Origin of the sequence: Micromonospora sp. URMC 107 (assembly GCF_051386315.1) — a bacterium.
In the GTDB taxonomy this organism is placed as follows: domain Bacteria; phylum Actinomycetota; class Actinomycetes; order Mycobacteriales; family Micromonosporaceae; genus Micromonospora.
In genome coordinates this window covers 1-18376 of the sequence record NZ_JBPQTK010000124.1, presented here as the reverse complement: position 1 = coordinate 18376, position 18376 = coordinate 1, and the positions used below count along the sequence as shown (strand labels likewise).

The following is an 18376-nucleotide window of genomic DNA, read 5'->3' as shown; positions in this document are numbered from 1 at the left end:
GCCGGAGGCCCCCTCAGGGGGCCTCCGGCCGGCTATGTCGTGGGTTGCGGTCTCTCAGTTCGCCATCAGATCGGCGCCACGCCAGCTGAACTCCGGGTCCGTCGCGAACCGCACGGTGATCTTCACGAGATCCTCCGCGTACTTGTTCGCGTGGTGCCCACAGAACACCAGCTCGCTCCCACCCGCCAGAGTGATCCGGAGCTTGCCGGCAGCATTGCAGCGGTCGCACCGTTCATCGGCGGCTGGGGGAGCCACCGTCTCGGGCGGCGGCGTGAGGGTCGGGGTCATCGCCTTCCTCCTCTGGTCGTCACCGATGAACAATCTCTTCGGTCGTTGCTCACCTATCGTGCAACACCCTGTCCCGGCGCTGCCTTCCCTGTGTGCCCGCGGGGGACCGAGGTCACACATGGCAGGGACAGTGTGCCGTGCACCAAGGGTGCCACGTCAACGATCACAATCGCGCAACCGGACGATCACCTTCCGACGTTGCACGCCAGGTGGTCAAAACGACACGTTCGGTTGACGATCGCGATCAGTCCAGGTAGTCCCGGAGCACCTGCGAACGCGACGGGTGACGCAGCTTGGACATCGTCTTGGACTCGATCTGCCGGATGCGCTCCCGGGTCACCCCGTAGACCTGGCCGATCTCGTCCAGCGTGCGCGGCTGGCCGTCGGTCAGGCCGAAGCGCAGGCGTACCACGCCCGCCTCACGCTCGGACAACGTCTGCAGCACCTGCTGGAGCTGGTCCTGCAGGAGCGAGAACGAGACCGCGTCGACCGCGACCACGGCCTCCGAGTCCTCGATGAAGTCGCCGAGCTGGCTGTCGCCCTCGTCGCCGATCGTCTGGTCCAGCGAGATGGGCTCCCGGGCGTACTGCTGGATCTCCAGCACCTTCTCGGGTGTGATGTCCATCTCCTTGGCGAGCTCCTCCGGCGTGGGCTCGCGGCCCAGGTCCTGGAGCAGTTCGCGCTGGATGCGGCCGAGCTTGTTGATGACCTCGACCATGTGCACCGGGATGCGGATGGTGCGGGCCTGGTCGGCCATCGCCCGGGTGATCGCCTGCCGGATCCACCAGGTGGCGTACGTGGAGAACTTGTAGCCCTTGGTGTAGTCGAACTTCTCGACCGCGCGGATCAGGCCGAGGTTGCCCTCCTGGATCAGGTCGAGGAAGGCCATGCCGCGACCCGTGTAGCGCTTGGCCAACGAGACGACCAGCCGGAGGTTGGCCTCCAGCAGGTGGTTCTTGGCGCGCTCGCCGTCCCGCGAGATCCAGCCCAGGTCCCGCTGCATCTCGCGGGTGAGCTTCTCCTCGCCCTCCTCGGCCGCCCGCAGCCGCTCCGCGGCGTAGAGCCCGGCCTCGATCCGCTTGGCCAGCTCCACCTCCTGCTCGGCGTTGAGCAGCGGGACCTTGCCGATCTGCTTGAGATAGGCCCGGACCGAGTCGGCGGAGGCGGTCAGCTCGGCGTCGCGGCGCGCCTGCTTGAGCGCCTCGGACTCCTCGTCGTCCCACTCGAAGTCGTTGTCGCTGGCCGAGTTGGCGGCGTCGGTCTCGGCGGCCCGGGTCAGCTCCGCCGGCTCCTCGACGACCACGTCCTCGATCTCGGCGGCGAGCTCCTCCGGGTCGATGTCACCCTCGGCGCCCTCGCCCTTGGCCTTGCCGCCGGCCTTGGCCGGCTTGGCCCCGGCCGCCGCGACCGTCGCCTTGGTGGCCCGGGTCGACTTGGTCGCCTTCGCGGGCGCGGCGGCCTTGGCGGCCACCTCGGCGGTGGTGCCGGCGGCCTTGCGGGGGGCGGCCTTGCGCGGGGCGGGCGCCGTGGCCTCGTCGGCGGCGGGCGCCTGCTTCGGGGCGGGCGCGACGGCCTTCTTGGTGGTCTTGGCGGTGGTGGCCCGGGACGCCGGGGTGGCCGACCGGGCGGCGGCGACGCGGCGGCGGGTGCTCGCCGAGCCGTCCACCACCACGGTCACTCCCGCCTCGGAGAGCGCCCGGAGGATCTTCTTGGCCTGGGCCGGAGTCACCTCGGCGGACTCGACGGTGCGCGCGAGCTGAGCCGACGTGAGCTGACCGCCGGCGCTCTGCGCGTGGGCGATCAGAGTGTCGGTGAGCGAGCGAACGTCGGCGCCGGTCTGGCGGGGTTCTGTCACGAATGACCTTCCGGAGGCGAAGAGCGAGCACGGCCGGGTCGTCCGACGCAGAGCGGGGCACCTTGCCGGGCGATGTGGTTGAGGGACCCCCGTGTCCCGGGCCGGCCGGTCGTGGCGGTCCGTCGCAGCGTGGGCAGGGGTGAATTGTAACGCCGTCTGCGGCGATCATCCGTCGCCGCACGGCGGACCGGCGGTGGGGACCGCCGATTCGACGCAGATGTGGACTTTGTAAGGATGGTACCGCGCGTGACCCGGAACACCCCGGCCGTGCGGGAAGGGGACGAACGATGGATCGCTCGGCGCCGTCGGAACTGCTGGAGATCGCGGTCGACGTGGCCCGGGACGCGGCCGCGACCGCGCACCGGATGCGGGTCGAGGGCGTGTCGGTGGCCGCGACCAAGAGCACGGTCACCGACGTGGTGACCGCCGCCGACCGGGCGGTGGAGCGGCAGGTGATCGACGCGCTGCGCCGGCTGCGGCCGGGCGACGCCGTCCTCGGCGAGGAGTACGGCGCGGGGGAGACCGGCCCGGTCGGCCCCGGCGGGGTCCGCTGGATCGTGGACCCCATCGACGGCACGGTCAACTACCTCTACGGGATCCCGCACTACGCGGTGTCGCTCGCCGCCGAGGTCGACGGCGAGGTGGTCGCCGGGGTGGTGCGCAACATCAGCACCGGCGAGGAGTGGACGGCCACCGTCGGCGGGGGCGCGTGGCGCGACGGCGAGCGGCTGCGCTGCTCCACCGAGACCGACCTCGGCCAGGCGCTGGTCGCCACGGGGTTCGGCTACGACCCGGCGCGCCGGGCGCACCAGGCCCGGGTGATCGCCGAGCTGATCCCGCACATCCGGGACATCCGCCGCTTCGGCGCCGCCGCGCTGGACCTCTGCCTGGCGGCGGAGGGGCGGGTGGACGCCTACTACGAGAAGGGGCTCGCCGCCTGGGACCAGGCGGCCGGGGCCCTGGTGGCGACCGAGGCGGGACTGCTGGTCGCCGGGCTGGGCGGACTGCCGGCCGGCCCGGACCTGGTGATCGCCGCGCCGGCGGCGCTGTTCAAGCCGCTGCACGACCGTCTCGCCGACCTGGACGCCTCGGGCGGTCCCTGACCGGCCGGCGCCACGCCCCCGGCGGCACCGGGGGCGCGGCGGGAGTCGGTCAGTCGTCCTGGGGCATCGGGCAGGACTCCTCCGGCGCGACCGGCGAGCCGAGGTCGCCCAGGGACTGGTTGACCTCGGTGGTGGTGGCGAGCTGCTGGAAGCCGCCGCCGAGCACCACGTCGACGACGTCGTCGGTGCGCTTGGGGTCGTAGTCGTACTCGGCGTTGTTCAGGAAGTACGCCCGCAGCAGGTGCGCCGAGCCGACTCCCTTCGGGCCGTAGCGCAGGACCGCGATGTCGTCGATCTGCTTCTTCTCGTTGCCGACCTTCTTGACCTGGAACTTGCGGTTGCGGAAGTCGTCCGCGACGGTGGTGGCCCGACCCGGTTCGTCGGTCGCGTTGTACACGTTGATCTTGACGTCCTTGGGTTCCCGCAGGGTCACGTCGGCCAGCGGCCAGCCCTCCGGGCAACCTCCGGCGAGGCCGGCGCTGCTCTGGGTGTCGCGGACCAACGCGACGACCACGAAGACGAGGGCCAGCACCGCCAGCAGGCCGACGACAACGAGTGCTCGCACTCGCGCAAAGCTCATCAGGGTGCTCCCCGGACAGTGGTGGGTGGTGGCGGCCGCCGGTGGTCGGGCCGCCCCGCCGGCCGTCGAGTACGCCGCTGAGGTTAACGGTTGTCCGGCCGTCGCGTGGAAACAGCCGGACATGCCGGCGCGCCATCCCGGAACCGGGTAGTACTACCCCTATCTTCGTGTCGCCTGAGTCACATTGGGAACAACTTCGCGTGCGGGGGCGTACATCTCAGCCACGAGGGCGGTATACATGCCTCGCCCAGAGGGGGGGTATGGTTCCGCGCCTCGCCGGCCGTTCCTTGGGGATGCCTCCGTCCGTGCTGTCTTCGGGTCGGGTGACCGACACAAGTGGTGGCCGGCCAGCGGAACCGAAACAGCGTCGTCCGGCGTTACAACCGGAAGCGACAACATCGATATGGGAGAGTGAAACCGATGGCCACCGACTACGACGCCCCGCGTCGCGACGAGGTCGACCTCGGCGAGGACAGCCTGGAAGAGCTCAAGGCCCGACGCGTCGACTCACAGTCGGGCGCCGTGGACGTCGACGAGGCCGAGGTGGCCGAGAGCTTCGAGCTGCCCGGCGCCGACCTGGCGGACGAGGAACTCACGGTCAAGGTGCTGCCGATGCAGCAGGACGAGTTCCGGTGCGCCCGTTGTTTCCTGGTGCACCACCGCAGCCAGTTGGCGGTCGAGCGCAACGGCGAGCTCATCTGCCGCGAGTGCGTCTGACACCGTTCGTCCGCACCAGCGGCGGCTCCCTCGTCGGGGCCGCCGCTGCCCGAGTCGCCGTGCGGTACTCCGAGGGACCTGCTTGACTCGTTGACGGGAGACCGTCATGTCGACGTCGGTCCATTCGGGAGGTCGGGCCATGAGCGAGCGGAGCGAGTCCGGCGGCACGCGTGGCGCGGACACGACCCGGGCCGACGGTGTGGGCGACCACGCCGCGCGGGACGACCAGGCCGACGCCGTGCCCGCGCGCGGCGCGGACGAGCTGGGTGCCACCGTCGCGGCGTTGACCGCCGACGACATCGAGCCGGCCCGCCGGCGGCAGCTGCTCGGCCGGCTCGTCGGGCAGGCCCGCGCGCGCGGGCTGGCCGACCTGTTCAAACCGAAGAGCGCGGTGCGCTGGATGGTCGACACGGTCGCCGAGATCGCCCCGCACGTGCCCGTGCGCGACCTGGCCACCCTGCGCCAGCACTTCGACGGCCTGGACGGCGAGGCACTGGCCGAGCGGCTGGTGCGCAACGCCGCGCGGACGACGGCCGGGATCGGCGCCGCCGGCGGGGGAGTGGCGGCGGTCGAGTGGACGGTCGCCCCAGCCCTGCTCTCCGCGCCGGTGCTGCTGGCCGCCGAGACGGTCGCCGTGGTGGCCGTGGAGCTGAAGCTGATCGGCGAGCTGCACGAGGTCTACGGGGTCCCGGTGCCGAGCGGCGGCACCCAGCGGGCGGTCGCGCTGGTGCAGTCCTGGGCCGGCCAGCGGGGGATCAACCCGATGATGCCGGGTGTCGGGGTGGGCGCCGTGCTGGGCACCGCCGCGCGCAAGGAGCTGCGGGACACCCTGCTCAAGCGCTTCGGCCGCAACCTGACCACCCTCGGCCCCTTCCTCACCGGGGCGGCGGTCGCCAGCTACCTCAACCGCCGGGCCACCCGGACGATGGCGGACCAGCTCCGCGGCGACCTGCGCCGCCGCACCACGGCCCTGCCGGGCACCCCGCCGGCCCTCCCCGGCGCCCGCTGAGCGGCCGGCGCACGGGACGGCGGCAGAGCACGGCAGGGGGCGGCGCGGGGAGCGCCGGACGACTCAGGGACGGGCGGCGTCGCGGGCGGCGAGGAGCGCCTCGGCCAGCTCGACCGGGCGGCGGGTGCTGACCACCCAGAACGGGGTGGGGTCGGCGGGGTCGTCGAGGACCACCTGCACGGCGCCGGGGATCCACGGCCGCTGCACCACGAACGCCAGCGGGTCGGCGCCGACCCCGAGCACCTCACGCCGGCCGGCGGCGTCCAGCGGGACGACGTCCGCGACGAACCGGACCGGCAGCCGGGCGTCGTCCACCCGCAGCTCGCCGTCGCGTACCGCGATCCGGATCCGGCCGAGCCAGGCCAGGCCGGCGACGGTCGCCGGCAGCAGCAGCACGAACGGCAGCCAGGCGCGGACGCCGGGCGCGCCCATCCAGACCTCCACGGCGAGCAACGCGGCCGCGGCCAGCCCGCCGAGCCACAGCCACCACGGCAGACCGAGCCGCTCGGCGTGCTGCGGGGGCGCCGCGGCGGGCGGCGCCGGGGACGGCGAGGACGGTGACAGGCTCACTCCTGTGAGGGTACGGCGCACGACGCCCGGCGGAACCGGCAGGATGGCAGGGTCACCCCAGCAGGACGGACGGAAGAGGGGAACCGTGACCGACGTCGTACCCGTGCCCGTACGGCAGCTCGATCCCGAGCTGCCGCTGCCGGCGTACGCACATCCCGGCGACGCCGGGGCAGACCTGGTGGCGGCGGCGGACGTCGAGCTGCCACCCGGCGGCCGGGCCCTGGTCCCGACCGGCGTGGCGATCGCGTTGCCCGAGGGGTACGTGGGCCTCGTCCACCCCCGTTCGGGGCTCGCGGCCAGACTCGGCGTGACGGTGCTCAACGCGCCCGGTACGGTCGACGCCGGCTACCGGGGTGAGATCCTGGTCAACCTGATCAATCATGATCGGGACACACCGGCGAAGATCTCCCGTGGTGACCGGATCGCGCAGCTCGTCGTGCAGCGGGTGGCGCGGGCGGACTTCCAGCCGGCGGCAGAGCTGGCCGTGTCCCGGCGCGGGACCGGCGGGCACGGCTCCACGGGCGGCCACGCCGGCCTGGTGCCGTCCCCCGCGACGGTCGGGGCGGGCGGCGGGCAGGACGCGGCCCCGGACGGCCGGCGGGCGCCGGACGTGCCGGACGCGCGACGGGAAGAGCGGGACCGGGCAGGCGGCCGGACGGAAGAGGTGGCAGGGTGAGTGCGAACAGCGGAGGGTTGGCGCAGTGATCTTCTCCCGGAAGCGGGACAGTGCCGGACGGCACGCCCGTGACGAGCGGACGACCGAGGTCCTCGACTCCCACGAGGAGTCGGCCCCGGCCCGCGGCCCGTACGACATCTCGGAGGCGCCCGAGGGGGTGCAGCGGCTCGACCTGGGCAGCCTGCACATCCCGGCGGTGCGCGACGTCGAGGTGCGGGTGCAGGCCGACCCGGAGGGCGTGATCCAGCAGGTCGTGCTCGTGCACGGCCCGAACGCGCTCCAGCTCGGCGTCTTCGCCGCGCCGCGCTCCGAGGGCATCTGGGACGAGGTGCGCGAGGAGATCCGCCAGTCGCTGTTCAACGACGGCGCGGCGGCCCAGGAGGTCCAGGGCGAGTACGGCACCGAGCTGCACGCCCGGGTGCGTACCCCGGACGGGCTGACCGACCTGCGGTTCGTCGGCATCGACGGGCCGCGCTGGATGGTCCGCGGCGTCTACCAGGGCGAGGTGGCCACCAACCCGGCCGCCGCCGGCCCGCTCGCCGAGTGCCTCGACGGCCTGGTGGTCGACCGGGGCCAGGAGGCCAAGCCGGTGCGCGAGCCGCTGCCGCTGCGGCTGCCCCGCGAGGTGGCCGACCAGGCGGTCGAGGCAGCGCCGGCCGAGGGCAACCCCGCACCCGCGCCCCGCGAGGCCTGACCGTCCGTCACGACGCGCCGGGACCGGCCCCGTCGGCGTACGCTGGCGGGACGGTTCCGGCGTCGCCGGGGCCCGGGGTGCCGGCGTCGTGTCGGCCAGCGTGGAGAGGGTGACGCGGAGGTCATGTCGACCGACGAGGGCCGGGGCTCGCTGCGCCGCATGCTGCGACGGCTCACCGCGAGCGAGGCGGAGATCGAGGCGCAGGAGCTGCGCCGGGAGAGCGCCGAGCACGGTGGTGTCCCGGCCGGGCAGTGCACGCGGGGCCAGGTGGTCTCGGTGGCCGGTCGGCTGCGCACGGTCGTCTACACCCCGCGGACCAACCTGCCCACCCTGGAGGCGGACCTCTACGACGGCAGCGACGTGGTCACCCTGGTCTGGCTGGGCCGGCGGCACATCGCCGGGATCGAGCCCGGCCGGCACCTGACCGCGCGCGGGCGGGTGGCCGTGCGCGACGACCGCAAGGTGATCTACAACCCGTACTACGAGCTGGAACCGCCGAAGTGACCCGGTGGCCGCGGCGGACGGAAGGCGTGCGATGACGACGGGACAGCACCGGGCGGCACAGCCGGAGAGCGACCCGCAGGACGAGGAACGGCTGCCCACCCTGGCCGAGCAGATGGCCGACCAGCTCGGCGGCTGGCGGGGCCTGGTCGAGTCCAGCATCCCCGTGGTCGTCTTCGTGCTGGCCAACATCGTCGGCGAGCTGCGGCCCGCCGTGATCGCCTCGGTGGCGGTGGCGCTCGTGATCGCCGGGCTCCGGCTGGCGCAGCGCCGACCGGTCCGGCACGCGGTCAACGGGCTCTTCGGCATCGCCGTCGGCGCCGCGATCGCCTGGCGCACCGGCGACGAACGCGACTTCTACCTCCCCGGCATCCTCTACGGCATCGGCTACGGGCTGGCCCTGCTGGTCTCGGCGGCCGTCCGGCAGCCACTGGTGGGGTGGATCTGGTCGGTGCTGGTGGCGAAGGGCCGCGCCGAGTGGCGCGACGACCCGCGCCTGGTGCGGACCTTCACCGGGCTCACCGTGCTCTGGGGCGTGGTGTGGCTGGCCAAGGTGGGCGTGCAGGCCGGGCTCTACCTCGCCCACCAGGACACGGCGCTCGGCGTGGCGCGGCTGGTGCTGGGTTACCCGCCGTACGTGCTGCTGCTGCTGATCACGGTCTGGACGGTGCGGCGGGTGACCCGGGAAGCGGAGCCCGAGGCGCTGCCCGGCGGCTGAGCCGCCGGCCTCAGCGCCGCTCGCGGGTGCGTTCGACGCTGTCCGCCCCGAGCACCACCGCGCGGACCGCGTCCTCGACCTCCGCGGTGCACACGAAGATCAGTTCGTCGCCCGCCTCGAGCGGGTCGTCCGGGGTGGGCACCAGCACCCGCTTGCCGCGCAGGATCGCCACCAGCGCGGAGTCGCGGGGCAGCGGGACCGCGCGCAGCGGCTCCCCGACGTACGGGGCGGTCGGCGGCAGGGTGATCTCCACCAGGTTCGCCTCGCCCTGCCGGAAGGTCATCAGCCGGACCAGGTCGCCGACGGTGACCGCCTCCTCGACCAGCGCGGCCATCACCCGCGGCTTGCTCACCGCGACGTCGACGCCCCACTGCTCGGTGAAGAGCCACTCGTTCTCGGCCCGGTTCACCCGGGCCACCACCCGGGGCACCGCGAACTCGGTCTTGGCCAGCAGCGAGACCACCAGGTTGACCTTGTCGTCGCCGGTGGCCGCGACCACCACGTCGCAGCCGGCGATGTCGGCCTCCTCCAGGCTGGCCAGCTCGCACGCGTCGGCCAGCACCCAGTCGGCCGCCGGCACCCGGTCGGGGCGCAGCATCCGGGGCTGGCGCTCGATGAGCATCACCTGGTGGCCGTTGTCGATCAGCTCCTGGGCGATCGAGCGGCCCACGTTGCCCGCGCCGGCGATGGCGATACGCATGCTCACAGCCCTCCTTCCGGCGGCGTCCCCGCCACCGACGTGACCGTAGCCGCAATGTCGTCGGTGACCAGCATGAAGAGCTGGTCACCCTCCTGCACGACGCTGGACGGGGTCGGCAGGGTGCCGATGCCGAAGCGGATCAGGTACGCCACCCGGGCCCCGGTCGCCTCCTCCAGGACGCGCACCGGCCGGCCGACCCAGTCCTTGTGCACCGGCACCTCGACGATCGACACCGTGCTCGTCGGGTCCCGGAAGATCTCCACGTTCCCCTCCGGCACCAGGTGCCGCAGCATCCGGTCGGCGGTCCACCGGACGGTGGCCACGGTGGGGATGCCGAGCCGCTCGTAGACCTGCGCGCGGCGCTGGTCGTAGATCCGCGCCGCCACCCGGGACACGCCGAACGTCTCCCGGGCGAGCCGGGCCGAGATGATGTTCGAGTTGTCGCCGCTGGAGACGGCCGCGAAGGCGTCCGCCCGCTCGATGCCGGCCTGGCGGAGCACCTCGCCGTCGAAGCCGGCGCCGGTGACGGTGATCCCGGCGAAGTCGGGGCCGAGCCGGCGGAAGGCGTCGGCGTCCTGGTCGATGACGGCGACCGAGTGCCCCCGGGACTCCAGGCTGTAGGCGAGGGTCGAGCCGACGCGGCCACAACCCATGATCACGACATGCACCGCGTCCCTCCTCAAGGTGCGCAACGCCCGGCCGGTGAGCGTGCCGTCTGCGAGCCTGCCACGTTCCGGGCGTGGACGCGGACCGACGGTACTCCGCCGGTCCGGCCCGCCGCGATCGACCACCCCGCGACGCCCGCCCGGGTGGTCGTACGCTTGGCGGTTGTGGCCAGACCCACCTCGCTGCTGAAGCGGCTGCTCCTAGGTCGACCGTTCCGGTCCGACCGGCTCAAGCACACGCTTCTGCCCAAGCGCATCGCGCTGCCCGTGTTCGCGTCCGACGCGCTCTCCAGCGTCGCGTACGCGCCCGACGAGATCCTGCTGACCCTCTCCATCGCCGGCGCCTCGGCGTACCTCTTCTCGCCGTGGATCGCCCTGGCCGTCGTGGTGGTGATGCTCACGGTCGTGGCCAGCTACCGGCAGAACGTGCACGCCTACCCCTCGGGCGGCGGTGACTACGAGGTGGCCACGGTGAACCTCGGTCCGCGGGCGGGGGTCGCGGTGGCGAGCGCGCTGCTGGTCGACTACGTGCTCACGGTCGCGGTCTCGGTCTCCTCCGGGGTGGCCAACCTGGGCTCGGTGGTGCCGTTCGTGGCCACCCACAAGGTGCTGATCGCGGTCACCGCGGTGGTGCTGCTCACCGCGGTGAACCTGCGCGGCCTGCGGGAGTCCGGCACCGCCTTCGCCATCCCCACGTACGGCTTCATCATCGTGATGGTCGGGATGCTGCTCACCGGCCTGGTGCGGGTCTTCGTGCTCGGCCACGACCTGCGCGCGCCCAGCGCCGGCCTGGAGATCCAGGCCGAGCACAGCGTCACCGGCTTCGCCCTGGTCTTCCTGCTGCTGCGGACCTTCTCCTCGGGCTGCGCGGCGCTGACCGGCGTGGAGGCGATCTCCAACGGGGTGCCGGCGTTCAAGGCCCCGAAGAGCCGCAACGCGGCCACCACGCTGCTGCTGCTCGGCACCATCTCGGTGGCCATGCTGGTCGGCATCATCTGGCTGTCCCGCCTCACCGGCCTGCAGTTCGTCGAGGACCCGAGGCTGCAGATCATCTCCGGCCCCGAGGGGTACGTGCAGAAGACCGTCACCACCCAGCTCGGCGAGACGGTCTTCGGCTCCGGCTCGGTGCTGCTCTTCGTGGTCGCCGGGATCACCGCGCTGATCCTCTTCCTCGCCGCGAACACCGCGTTCAACGGCTTCCCGGTGCTCGGCTCGATCCTCGCCCAGGACCGCTACCTGCCCCGGCAGCTGCACACCCGCGGCGACCGGCTGGCCTTCTCCAACGGCATCGTCTTCCTGGCCGTCGCCGCGATCGTGCTGATCGTCGGCTTCCAGGCCGAGGTGACCCGGCTCATCCAGCTCTACATCGTGGGCGTCTTCGTCTCGTTCACGCTCTCCCAGGCCGGCATGATCCGGCACTGGAACCGGCACCTGCGCACGGCGCGGGACCCGCAGGCGCGTCGGCGGATGCTCCGGTCCCGGGCGATCAACACCTTCGGCATGGCGATGACCGGCACGGTGCTGGTCATCGTGCTCGTCACCAAGTTCCTGCTCGGCGCGTGGATCGCCATCGCCGCGATGGCGATGATCTACGCGCTGATGCTCGCCATCCGCCGGCACTACGACCGGGTCGCCGCGGAGCTGACCCCGCCGGACGAGGGCCGCGCCGTGCTGCCCGCCCGCAACCACGCCGTCGTGCTGGTCAGCAAGCTGCACAAGCCGACGCTGCGGGCCATCGCGTACGCCCGGGCCACCCGGCCGGACACGCTGACCGCGGTGACCGTGAACGTCGACGAGAAGGACACCCGGGAGTTGCAGGCGGAGTGGGAACGGCGGGACCTGCCCGTCCCGCTGACCGTGGTCGACTCGCCGTACCGGGAGATCACCCGGCCCATCCTGGACTTCGTGGCCGGCGTCCGCCGGGAGTCGCCGCGCGACGTGGTCACGGTCTTCATCCCGGAGTACGTGGTGGGGCGCTGGTGGGAGAACCTGCTGCACAACCAGAGCGCGCTGCGCCTGAAGGGCCGGCTGCTCTTCGAACCGGGGGTGATGGTGACCAGCGTGCCGTGGCAGCTCGCCTCGACCGCCGGCAAGGACCTGGACCGGCTGGACGCCACCCTGACCCGGGGACCGGCACGCGGCCCCCGGGTCGCGCCGCGCGGCACCCTGCCGCCGAGCGTCCCGCCCGTCGTGTCCGCGCCGCCCGGCGAGAGCGGCCCGAGTGGTGGAGGTGAGCGGTGACCGCGCACGGGGACGGCCGGGGGCTGGAGGAGGCCGAGCGGGTCGAGCTGACCGTCGGGGCGGTCGCGCCGGGCGGGCACTGCGTCGCGCGGGTGGACGGCCAGGTGGTCTTCGTCCGGCACGCGCTGCCCGGCGAGCGGGTGGTCGCCGAGGTGACCGAGGTGCACCGCGGCTTCGTCCGGGCCGACGCGGTGACCGTGCTCGAGGCCGCGCCGGAGCGGGTCGAGCAGCCCTGCCCGTACGCGAAGCCGGGCCGGTGCGGCGGGTGCGACCTCCAGCACGTCGCCCCGGCCGCACAGCTCGACTGGAAGGCGGCCGTGGTGCGCGAGCAGCTCACCCGCCTGGGCGGGCTCACGGACGCCGAGCTGGACGCCCTCGGCGTCCGGGTGGCGGCGCTGCCCGGCGGGTCGCTCGGCTGGCGCTCCCGGGTCCGCTACGCCGTCGACGGGGCGGGCCGGGCCGGGTTGCTCAAGCACCGCTCGCACGAGGTGGTCCCGATCGACCGCTGCCTGATCGCCCACCCGGCGATCCGAGAGCTGCCCGTGCTGGCCCCGACGGGGGCGCGCTGGCCGGACGCGGACGCGGTCGAGACGGTCGCCTCCACCGGCGGGGACGTGGCCGTCACCGCCGTCGCCGACGGGGTGCCCCGCCCGGTGAGCGGCCCGGACCGGGTCCGCGAGGTGGCGGCCGGCCGGGAGTGGACGCTGCCGGCGTCGTCGTTCTGGCAGGTCCACCCGGCCGCCGCCGACACCCTGGTCGACGCCGTGCTGGAGCTGGTCGACCCGCGCCCGGGGGAGCGGGCCTGGGACCTCTACGGCGGGGCGGGGCTCTTCGCCGCCGCGCTGGCCGGCCGGGTCGGCGACGCGGGCCGCGTCACCCTCGTGGAGTCGGCCGCGCAGGGCGTCGCCGCCGCCCGGGAGAACCTGCGCGACCTGCCCCGGGTGGAGGTCGTGCCGGCCCGGGTGGAGACCGCCCTGGCCCGCCGCCGGATCACCGGCCCGGTCGACGTGGTGGTGCTCGACCCGCCGCGCTCCGGCGCGGGCGGCCCGGTGGTGCGGGACCTGGTGGCCGCCGGTCCCCGCGCGATCGCGTACGTGGCCTGCGACCCGGCCGCCTTCGCCCGCGACGTGCGCACCTTCGCCGGGCTGGGCTGGCGGCTGGCCGCGCTGCGCGGCTTCGACCTGTTCCCGATGACCCAGCACGTCGAGCTGGTCGGTCTGCTCCTGCCGCCCGACCGAGCCGCCCGCTAGCCTGACGCGATGAAGATCGTCGGGTTGATGTCGGGGACCTCCTACGACGGGGTGGACGTGGCCGCCGCCGAGTTCACCCTCGACGGGGACACGCTGCGGCTGCGCCCGCTGGGCCACCGGGGCCTCGACTACGACGACGAGCTGCGCGCCGCGATCGGCGCGCTGCTGCCGCCCGGGAGCACCACCATCGAGGCGGTCTGCCGGCTGGACAACCGCCTCGGGGAGGTCTTCGCCGAGGCGGCGGCCCTCGGCGTCGAGCTGGCCGGCGGAACGGTCGACGCGGTGGTCTCGCCCGGGCAGACGGTCTTCCACTGGGTCGACGACGGACGGGCCCGGGGCACCCTGCAACTGGGCGCCGTGGCCCGGGTGGCCGCCCGGGTCGGCGTACCCGTGCTGAGCGACCTGCGCTCGGCGGACGTCGCGGCCGGCGGGCAGGGCGCGCCCCTGGTCCCGGCCTTCGACGCGCTGCTGCTCGACCCGGCGGACGGCGCGGCCCCGCGCGCCGCGCTCAACCTGGGCGGCATCGCCAACCTCACGGTCCTCGCGCCGGGCGCGCCGGTGCTCGGGTACGACGTCGGGCCCGCCAACGCGCTGCTCGACGCGGCGGCCCAGCGCCTCCTGGGCCGGCCCTGCGACCTCGACGGCGCCCGCGCGGCCGCCGGTCGGGTGCACCCCGGCCTGCTCGCCGCGCTGCTCGCCGAGCCGTACTACGCGGCGCCGCCGCCCAAGTCGACCGGCAAGGAGCTGTTCCACGCCGGCTACCTGGACGCGCGGCTGGCCGCCCTCGGCGAGGCGGTGCCGGCCGACGACGTGCTCGCCACCCTGACCGAGCTGACCGCCCGGGTGGTGGCCGCCGCGTGCGACCGGCACGGCGTGGTGGAGGTGGTCGCGGCCGGCGGCGGGGTGCGCAACCCCACGCTGACCGCCCGGCTGGCCGCCCTCGGGACGGGGCGCTGGCGGCTGCGCACCACCGACGAGCTGGGGGTGCCCGCGCAGGCCAAGGAGGCGTACGCGTTCGCGCTGCTGGGCTGGCTCTCCTGGCACGGGCTGCCCGGCGCGCTGCCCTCGGTGACCGGCGCCGCCCGGGCCGCGGTGCTGGGCTCCTGGACCCCGTCCGGGCCGGCGTACCGGGGCGCCGCGGGGGTCGTGGTGCCCCGGCGGCTGCGGATCACGGCCTGACTCCCCGGGCGCCGGCGGCGGATCCGGGGGCTGACCAGGCGCTCAGTGCCCCCGGCCGGTGGGCGGGCGTCCGGGCCGGCCTGCGGAGTACCGGGCGGCCGATAGACTCTTGCGTCATGAGCGTTGAAGAGGGCACGGTCCACCACACCGGGCTGCTGGCCACCGTCCGGGGTCCGCAGGACGTCAAGCGGATGTCCGCCGAGGAGTTGGACGTCCTCGCCGCCGAGATCCGTGACTTCCTGATCGCCAAGGTCTCGCGCACCGGCGGGCACGTCGGTCCCAACCTGGGCGTGGTCGAGCTGACCCTGGCCATGCACCGGGTCTTCGACTCCCCGCGCGACCGGCTCCTGTTCGACACCGGCCACCAGGCGTACGTGCACAAGATCCTCACCGGGCGGCAGGCCGGCTTCGACCGGCTGCGCCAGCGCGGCGGCCTCTCGGGCTACCCGAGCCAGGCCGAGAGCGAGCACGACCTGATCGAGAACTCGCACGCCTCCACCGCCCTGTCCTACGCCGACGGCCTGGCCAAGGCGTACGCGCTGCGGGGCGAGCAGCGCAGCGTGGTCGCCGTGGTGGGCGACGGCGCGCTCACCGGCGGCATGTGCTGGGAGGCGCTGAACAACATCGCCACCGCCCGCAACCCGCTGGTGATCGTGGTCAACGACAACGGCCGCTCCTACGCGCCGACCATCGGCGGCCTGGCCGACCACCTCTCGTCGCTGCGGCTCAACCCGAGCTACGAGAAGGTGCTCGACACCGTCAAGGACGCGCTCGGCTCGACGCCGCTGGTCGGCAGGCCGATGTACGAGGTGCTGCACGCGGTCAAGCGGGGCATCAAGGACGCGGTGGCCCCGCAGGCCATGTTCGAGGACCTCGGCATCAAGTACGTCGGCCCGGTCGACGGGCACGACGTGACGGCGGTCGAGTCGGCGCTGCGCGCGGCGAAGAACTTCGGCGGCCCGGTGATCGTGCACGCCGTCACCCGCAAGGGCTACGGCTACCGCCCGGCCGAGGAGGACGAGGCCGACTGCCTGCACGGCCCGGGCAGCGCCTTCGACATCGAGACCGGCAAGCTGGTCGCCGCCCCGTCGGTGAAGTGGACCCACGTCTTCGCCGACGAGCTGGTCGCCATCGCCGACGAGCGGCCCGACGTGGTGGGCATCACCGCCGCGATGGCCGAGCCGACCGGCATCGCCAAGCTGGCCCGCAAGCACCCGAACCGGGTCTACGACGTGGGCATCGCCGAGCAGCACGCGGCCACCTCGGCCGCCGGCCTGGCCCTCGGCGGGCTGCACCCCGTGGTGGCGGTCTACGCGACCTTCCTCAACCGCGCCTTCGACCAGGTCCTGCTGGACGTGGCGATGCACCGGCTGCCGGTGACCTTCGTGCTGGACCGGGCCGGCATCACCGGCCCCGACGGGCCCAGCCACTACGGCATGTGGGACATGTCCGTCTTCGGGGTCGTGCCGGGCCTGCGGATCGCCGCGCCCCGCGACGCCGCCACGCTGCGCGAGGAGCTGCGCGAGGCGGTGGGCGTGGACGACGGCCCCACCATCGTCCGCTTCCCGACCGGCACCGTCGCCGCCGACCTGCCGGCCGTACGCCGGGTCGGGACCGTCGACGTGCTGGCCGAGTCGGCGCGCAAGGACGTGCTGCTGGTCGCGGTCGGCTCCTTCGGCCACCTGGGCATGGAGGTGGCCACCCGGGTCGCCGAGCAGGGCTTCGGGGTCACCGTGGTCGACCCGCGCTGGGTCCGCCCGGTCCCGGCCGAGCTGGTGGAGCTGGCCGCCGGGCACCGGCTCGTGGTCACCGTCGAGGACGGCGTCCGGGTCGGTGGCGTCGGCGACGCCCTCGCCCAGGCGATGCGCGACGCCGACGTCCGCGTGCCGCTGCGCGACCTCGGCGTACCGGCCGAGTGGCACCCGCACGGCACCCGCGCGCAGATCCTCGCCGACCTCGGCCTGACCGCGCAGGACGTGGCCCGCGACGTCACGGGCTGGATCTCCCGGCTGGACGTCGAGCCGGTCGAACCGGTCATCGCCGCCGACGACGCGACCGCGCAGAACTGACACCGACGACGGCGGGTGCCCCGGGCGACCGGGACACCCGCCGCCGGCGTCTTCCGCGCCGGCTCAGTGGCCGCCGAGGGAGCGGTAGTGCGTCTTCTCCGCCTCGGCGAGGCTGAACGTCTCCGAGCGGGTGGGCATCGGCACCACGACCAGCCCCGGCCGGTCCACCAGCCGGGGCGTGTCCGGCGGCGTCGACAGCGAGCTGTCGGCGGTCGGCCGCCAGCTCAGCACGGCCAGCGGCTGCCCCGGCACCGGCAGCGCGTACGCCTGCAACGGGTGGGACCGGTCGGCGGGTGAGACGACCGGCGTGCCGCCGTCGGAGGGGCGGTACACGACGGCGGTCATCGTGCCGTCGGCCGTCTCCCAGGTCAGCTGCTCCAGCTCGGCCGGCTCGCCGCCGCCGAGGGCGACCTCGCCCAGGGTGCGTACGGTCAGCTTGGTCATCGGCCACGACGACGGCACCGAGCGCGGCGCGTCCCGGTCGCCGATGCGTCGGGGGACGCTGCCGAACGGGCCCTCCTCGCCGGCGAGCACGCAGGTGTCCAGGCCGGTGAGGGCGCGCTTGCCGGAGCCGCTCTCGTCGCGCACGAGGGGGTAGCGCGGGTCGGTGGTGCCGGTGCCGAGGTCCAGCAGCCGGTCGGCGGCCCGGCCCCGGGGCAGCGCCTCGGTGGCCCGGAGCGTGGCGGTCACCGGCACCGCCCGGCAGGCCGGCACGTCCACCGGCTCGGTGAGGCCGTCGGTGTGCCGCAGGGCGCGGCCGTCCGGCCCGAGTAGCCGCTGCACCCGGCCCGACGTGAGGTAGCGCCGCCCGTCGGAGGTGTGCACGGGCAGCACGTCGGAGTAGACGAGGTAGCCGGGGTCGGTGTACTCGGCGGCGCGGGTGACCGCGTACCGGCCGCCCTCGCCGGTGACCTGGAGCAGCCAGGAGGCGCTCTCGCCGGGCACGTCCGCGGCGACTAGGGCCAGCGGCGCGCCGTCGACCTCGCCGGACCAGAGGATCCCCGACGTCGGCAGGTGCACCCGGTCGTCGGCCGGCGACCGCCAGTCGCGCACCGCCCCGGTCACGGCCGACCGGACGGCGGCGTCGCCCGCCAGGGTGCCGCGCGGCGGCCAGACCGTGAGGTCGCCGTCCAGGCTGTCGTAGCCGACCCGCAGGTCGCCCGGCTGCCGGTCCGCCACCGGCCCGCAGGCGGTCGCGGTGAGCAGCAGGGTCAGCAGTGCGGTGGCCGTGATGCCGCGCCGGCGGACTGGAGCCACCTGTACGCCCCCTCGATCGCCTCAGCCGTCGTTCAACGGAAAGCGCCATAGTACGAGATGTCGGATCACCGGGACGCGCCACCTCGCCCACGGTCCGTGTGCAGGTCGCGGGCCGTGATCGACCCCGAACACAGAGGACACTGCCGTGGTTTCAGGGTGAATGTCCCGCTCGGGTAGACTCCGCCGACTGTGACGCCTGCCGAGACCCGCGCCGAATCCTGGTCGGAATCCGACGCCGCCACGGCCCCCGCGTCCGAACCCGTGGCGCCGCCCGTGGGCGGCGGCGCCGGTGACCGTACGCCGG

18 protein-coding genes are annotated in these 18376 nt (G+C 74.2%); 11 read left to right on the top strand and 7 right to left on the bottom strand.

The genetic code is table 11. From position 1 onward, the window contains the following. Positions 1-54: 54 nt before the first annotated feature. Together ACSNN9_RS23040 and ACSNN9_RS23035 are read right to left on the bottom strand one after the other, a co-directional pair. Positions 55-288, bottom strand: a complete 234-nt coding sequence (locus ACSNN9_RS23040; protein WP_074474066.1) for a DUF7455 domain-containing protein — start codon at positions 286-288, stop codon at positions 55-57. A 244-nt stretch (positions 289-532) separates the two neighbouring features. Further along, positions 533-2143, bottom strand: coding sequence for an RNA polymerase sigma factor (locus ACSNN9_RS23035; protein WP_436675332.1), 1611 nt, complete (start codon positions 2141-2143; stop codon positions 533-535). 287 nt (positions 2144-2430) lie between these two features. On the opposite strand from ACSNN9_RS23035, the gene ACSNN9_RS23030 reads away from it, so the two are divergent. Then, positions 2431-3246, top strand: coding sequence for an inositol monophosphatase family protein (locus tag ACSNN9_RS23030; protein WP_436675331.1), 816 nt, complete (start codon positions 2431-2433; stop codon positions 3244-3246). A gap of 49 nt (positions 3247-3295) precedes the next feature. On the opposite strand, the gene ACSNN9_RS23025 is transcribed toward ACSNN9_RS23030, so the two are convergent. Further along, a complete protein-coding gene (locus ACSNN9_RS23025; protein WP_436675330.1) occupies positions 3296-3811 on the bottom strand; it encodes a LytR C-terminal domain-containing protein in 516 nt (171 codons plus the stop codon). 435 nt (positions 3812-4246) lie between these two features. Between ACSNN9_RS23025 and ACSNN9_RS23020 the strand changes: the two genes are divergently transcribed. Both ACSNN9_RS23020 and ACSNN9_RS23015 read left to right on the top strand, forming a co-directional pair. Then, positions 4247-4543: a DUF4193 domain-containing protein gene (locus ACSNN9_RS23020; protein ID WP_007075406.1), complete on the top strand. Its 297-nt coding sequence runs from the start codon at positions 4247-4249 to the stop codon at positions 4541-4543. Positions 4544-4682: 139 nt separating this feature from the next. Then, a complete protein-coding gene (locus tag ACSNN9_RS23015) occupies positions 4683-5552 on the top strand; it encodes a hypothetical protein (protein ID WP_436675329.1) in 870 nt (289 codons plus the stop codon). A 63-nt stretch (positions 5553-5615) separates the two neighbouring features. On the opposite strand, the gene ACSNN9_RS23010 is transcribed toward ACSNN9_RS23015, so the two are convergent. Further along, positions 5616-6116 carry a DUF3093 domain-containing protein gene (locus ACSNN9_RS23010; RefSeq protein WP_358085121.1) on the bottom strand — a complete coding sequence of 167 codons (501 nt, stop codon included), beginning with the start codon at positions 6114-6116 and terminating at the stop codon, positions 5616-5618. A 91-nt stretch (positions 6117-6207) separates the two neighbouring features. Between ACSNN9_RS23010 and dut the strand changes: the two genes are divergently transcribed. The 4 genes from dut (at position 6208) to ACSNN9_RS22990 (ending at position 8711) form a co-directional block, all read left to right on the top strand. Beyond that, positions 6208-6798, top strand: coding sequence for a dUTP diphosphatase (gene dut, locus ACSNN9_RS23005; protein WP_357871493.1), 591 nt, complete (start codon positions 6208-6210; stop codon positions 6796-6798). Between the two features lie 25 nt (positions 6799-6823). Continuing rightward, on the top strand, positions 6824-7492 hold the full coding sequence (locus tag ACSNN9_RS23000; RefSeq protein WP_436675328.1) for a DUF3710 domain-containing protein: 669 nt from the start codon (positions 6824-6826) through the stop codon (positions 7490-7492). A 123-nt stretch (positions 7493-7615) separates the two neighbouring features. Further along, a complete protein-coding gene (locus tag ACSNN9_RS22995) occupies positions 7616-7996 on the top strand; it encodes an OB-fold nucleic acid binding domain-containing protein (protein ID WP_089001387.1) in 381 nt (126 codons plus the stop codon). Between the two features lie 31 nt (positions 7997-8027). Then, positions 8028-8711 carry a DUF3159 domain-containing protein gene (locus ACSNN9_RS22990; protein WP_436675327.1) on the top strand — a complete coding sequence of 228 codons (684 nt, stop codon included), beginning with the start codon at positions 8028-8030 and terminating at the stop codon, positions 8709-8711. Between the two features lie 10 nt (positions 8712-8721). Here the strand turns inward: ACSNN9_RS22990 and ACSNN9_RS22985 are convergent, their stop codons facing one another. Then, positions 8722-9411, bottom strand: a complete 690-nt coding sequence (locus ACSNN9_RS22985; RefSeq protein ID WP_436675326.1) for a potassium channel family protein — start codon at positions 9409-9411, stop codon at positions 8722-8724. A gap of 2 nt (positions 9412-9413) precedes the next feature. Next, positions 9414-10079: a potassium channel family protein gene (locus ACSNN9_RS22980; protein ID WP_358084797.1), complete on the bottom strand. Its 666-nt coding sequence runs from the start codon at positions 10077-10079 to the stop codon at positions 9414-9416. 162 nt (positions 10080-10241) lie between these two features. Between ACSNN9_RS22980 and ACSNN9_RS22975 the strand changes: the two genes are divergently transcribed. The 4 genes from ACSNN9_RS22975 (at position 10242) to dxs (ending at position 16815) form a co-directional block, all read left to right on the top strand. Further along, positions 10242-12317, top strand: a complete 2076-nt coding sequence (locus ACSNN9_RS22975) for an APC family permease (RefSeq protein WP_436675325.1) — start codon at positions 10242-10244, stop codon at positions 12315-12317. Further along, entirely contained in the window at positions 12314-13567 is a 1254-nt protein-coding gene (locus tag ACSNN9_RS22970; RefSeq protein WP_436675324.1) for a class I SAM-dependent RNA methyltransferase, read from the top strand. The genes ACSNN9_RS22975 and ACSNN9_RS22970 overlap by 4 nt, the downstream gene beginning before the upstream one ends. 9 nt (positions 13568-13576) lie before the next feature. Beyond that, complete coding sequence (locus ACSNN9_RS22965; protein WP_436675323.1) at positions 13577-14746, top strand: anhydro-N-acetylmuramic acid kinase; 1170 nt, start codon at positions 13577-13579, stop codon at positions 14744-14746. A 116-nt stretch (positions 14747-14862) separates the two neighbouring features. After that, positions 14863-16815, top strand: coding sequence for a 1-deoxy-D-xylulose-5-phosphate synthase (dxs, locus tag ACSNN9_RS22960; protein WP_436675322.1), 1953 nt, complete (start codon positions 14863-14865; stop codon positions 16813-16815). Between the two features lie 63 nt (positions 16816-16878). Here the strand turns inward: dxs and ACSNN9_RS22955 are convergent, their stop codons facing one another. Continuing rightward, a complete protein-coding gene (locus ACSNN9_RS22955) occupies positions 16879-18072 on the bottom strand; it encodes a hypothetical protein (protein WP_436675321.1) in 1194 nt (397 codons plus the stop codon). Positions 18073-18376: the final 304 nt, after the last annotated feature.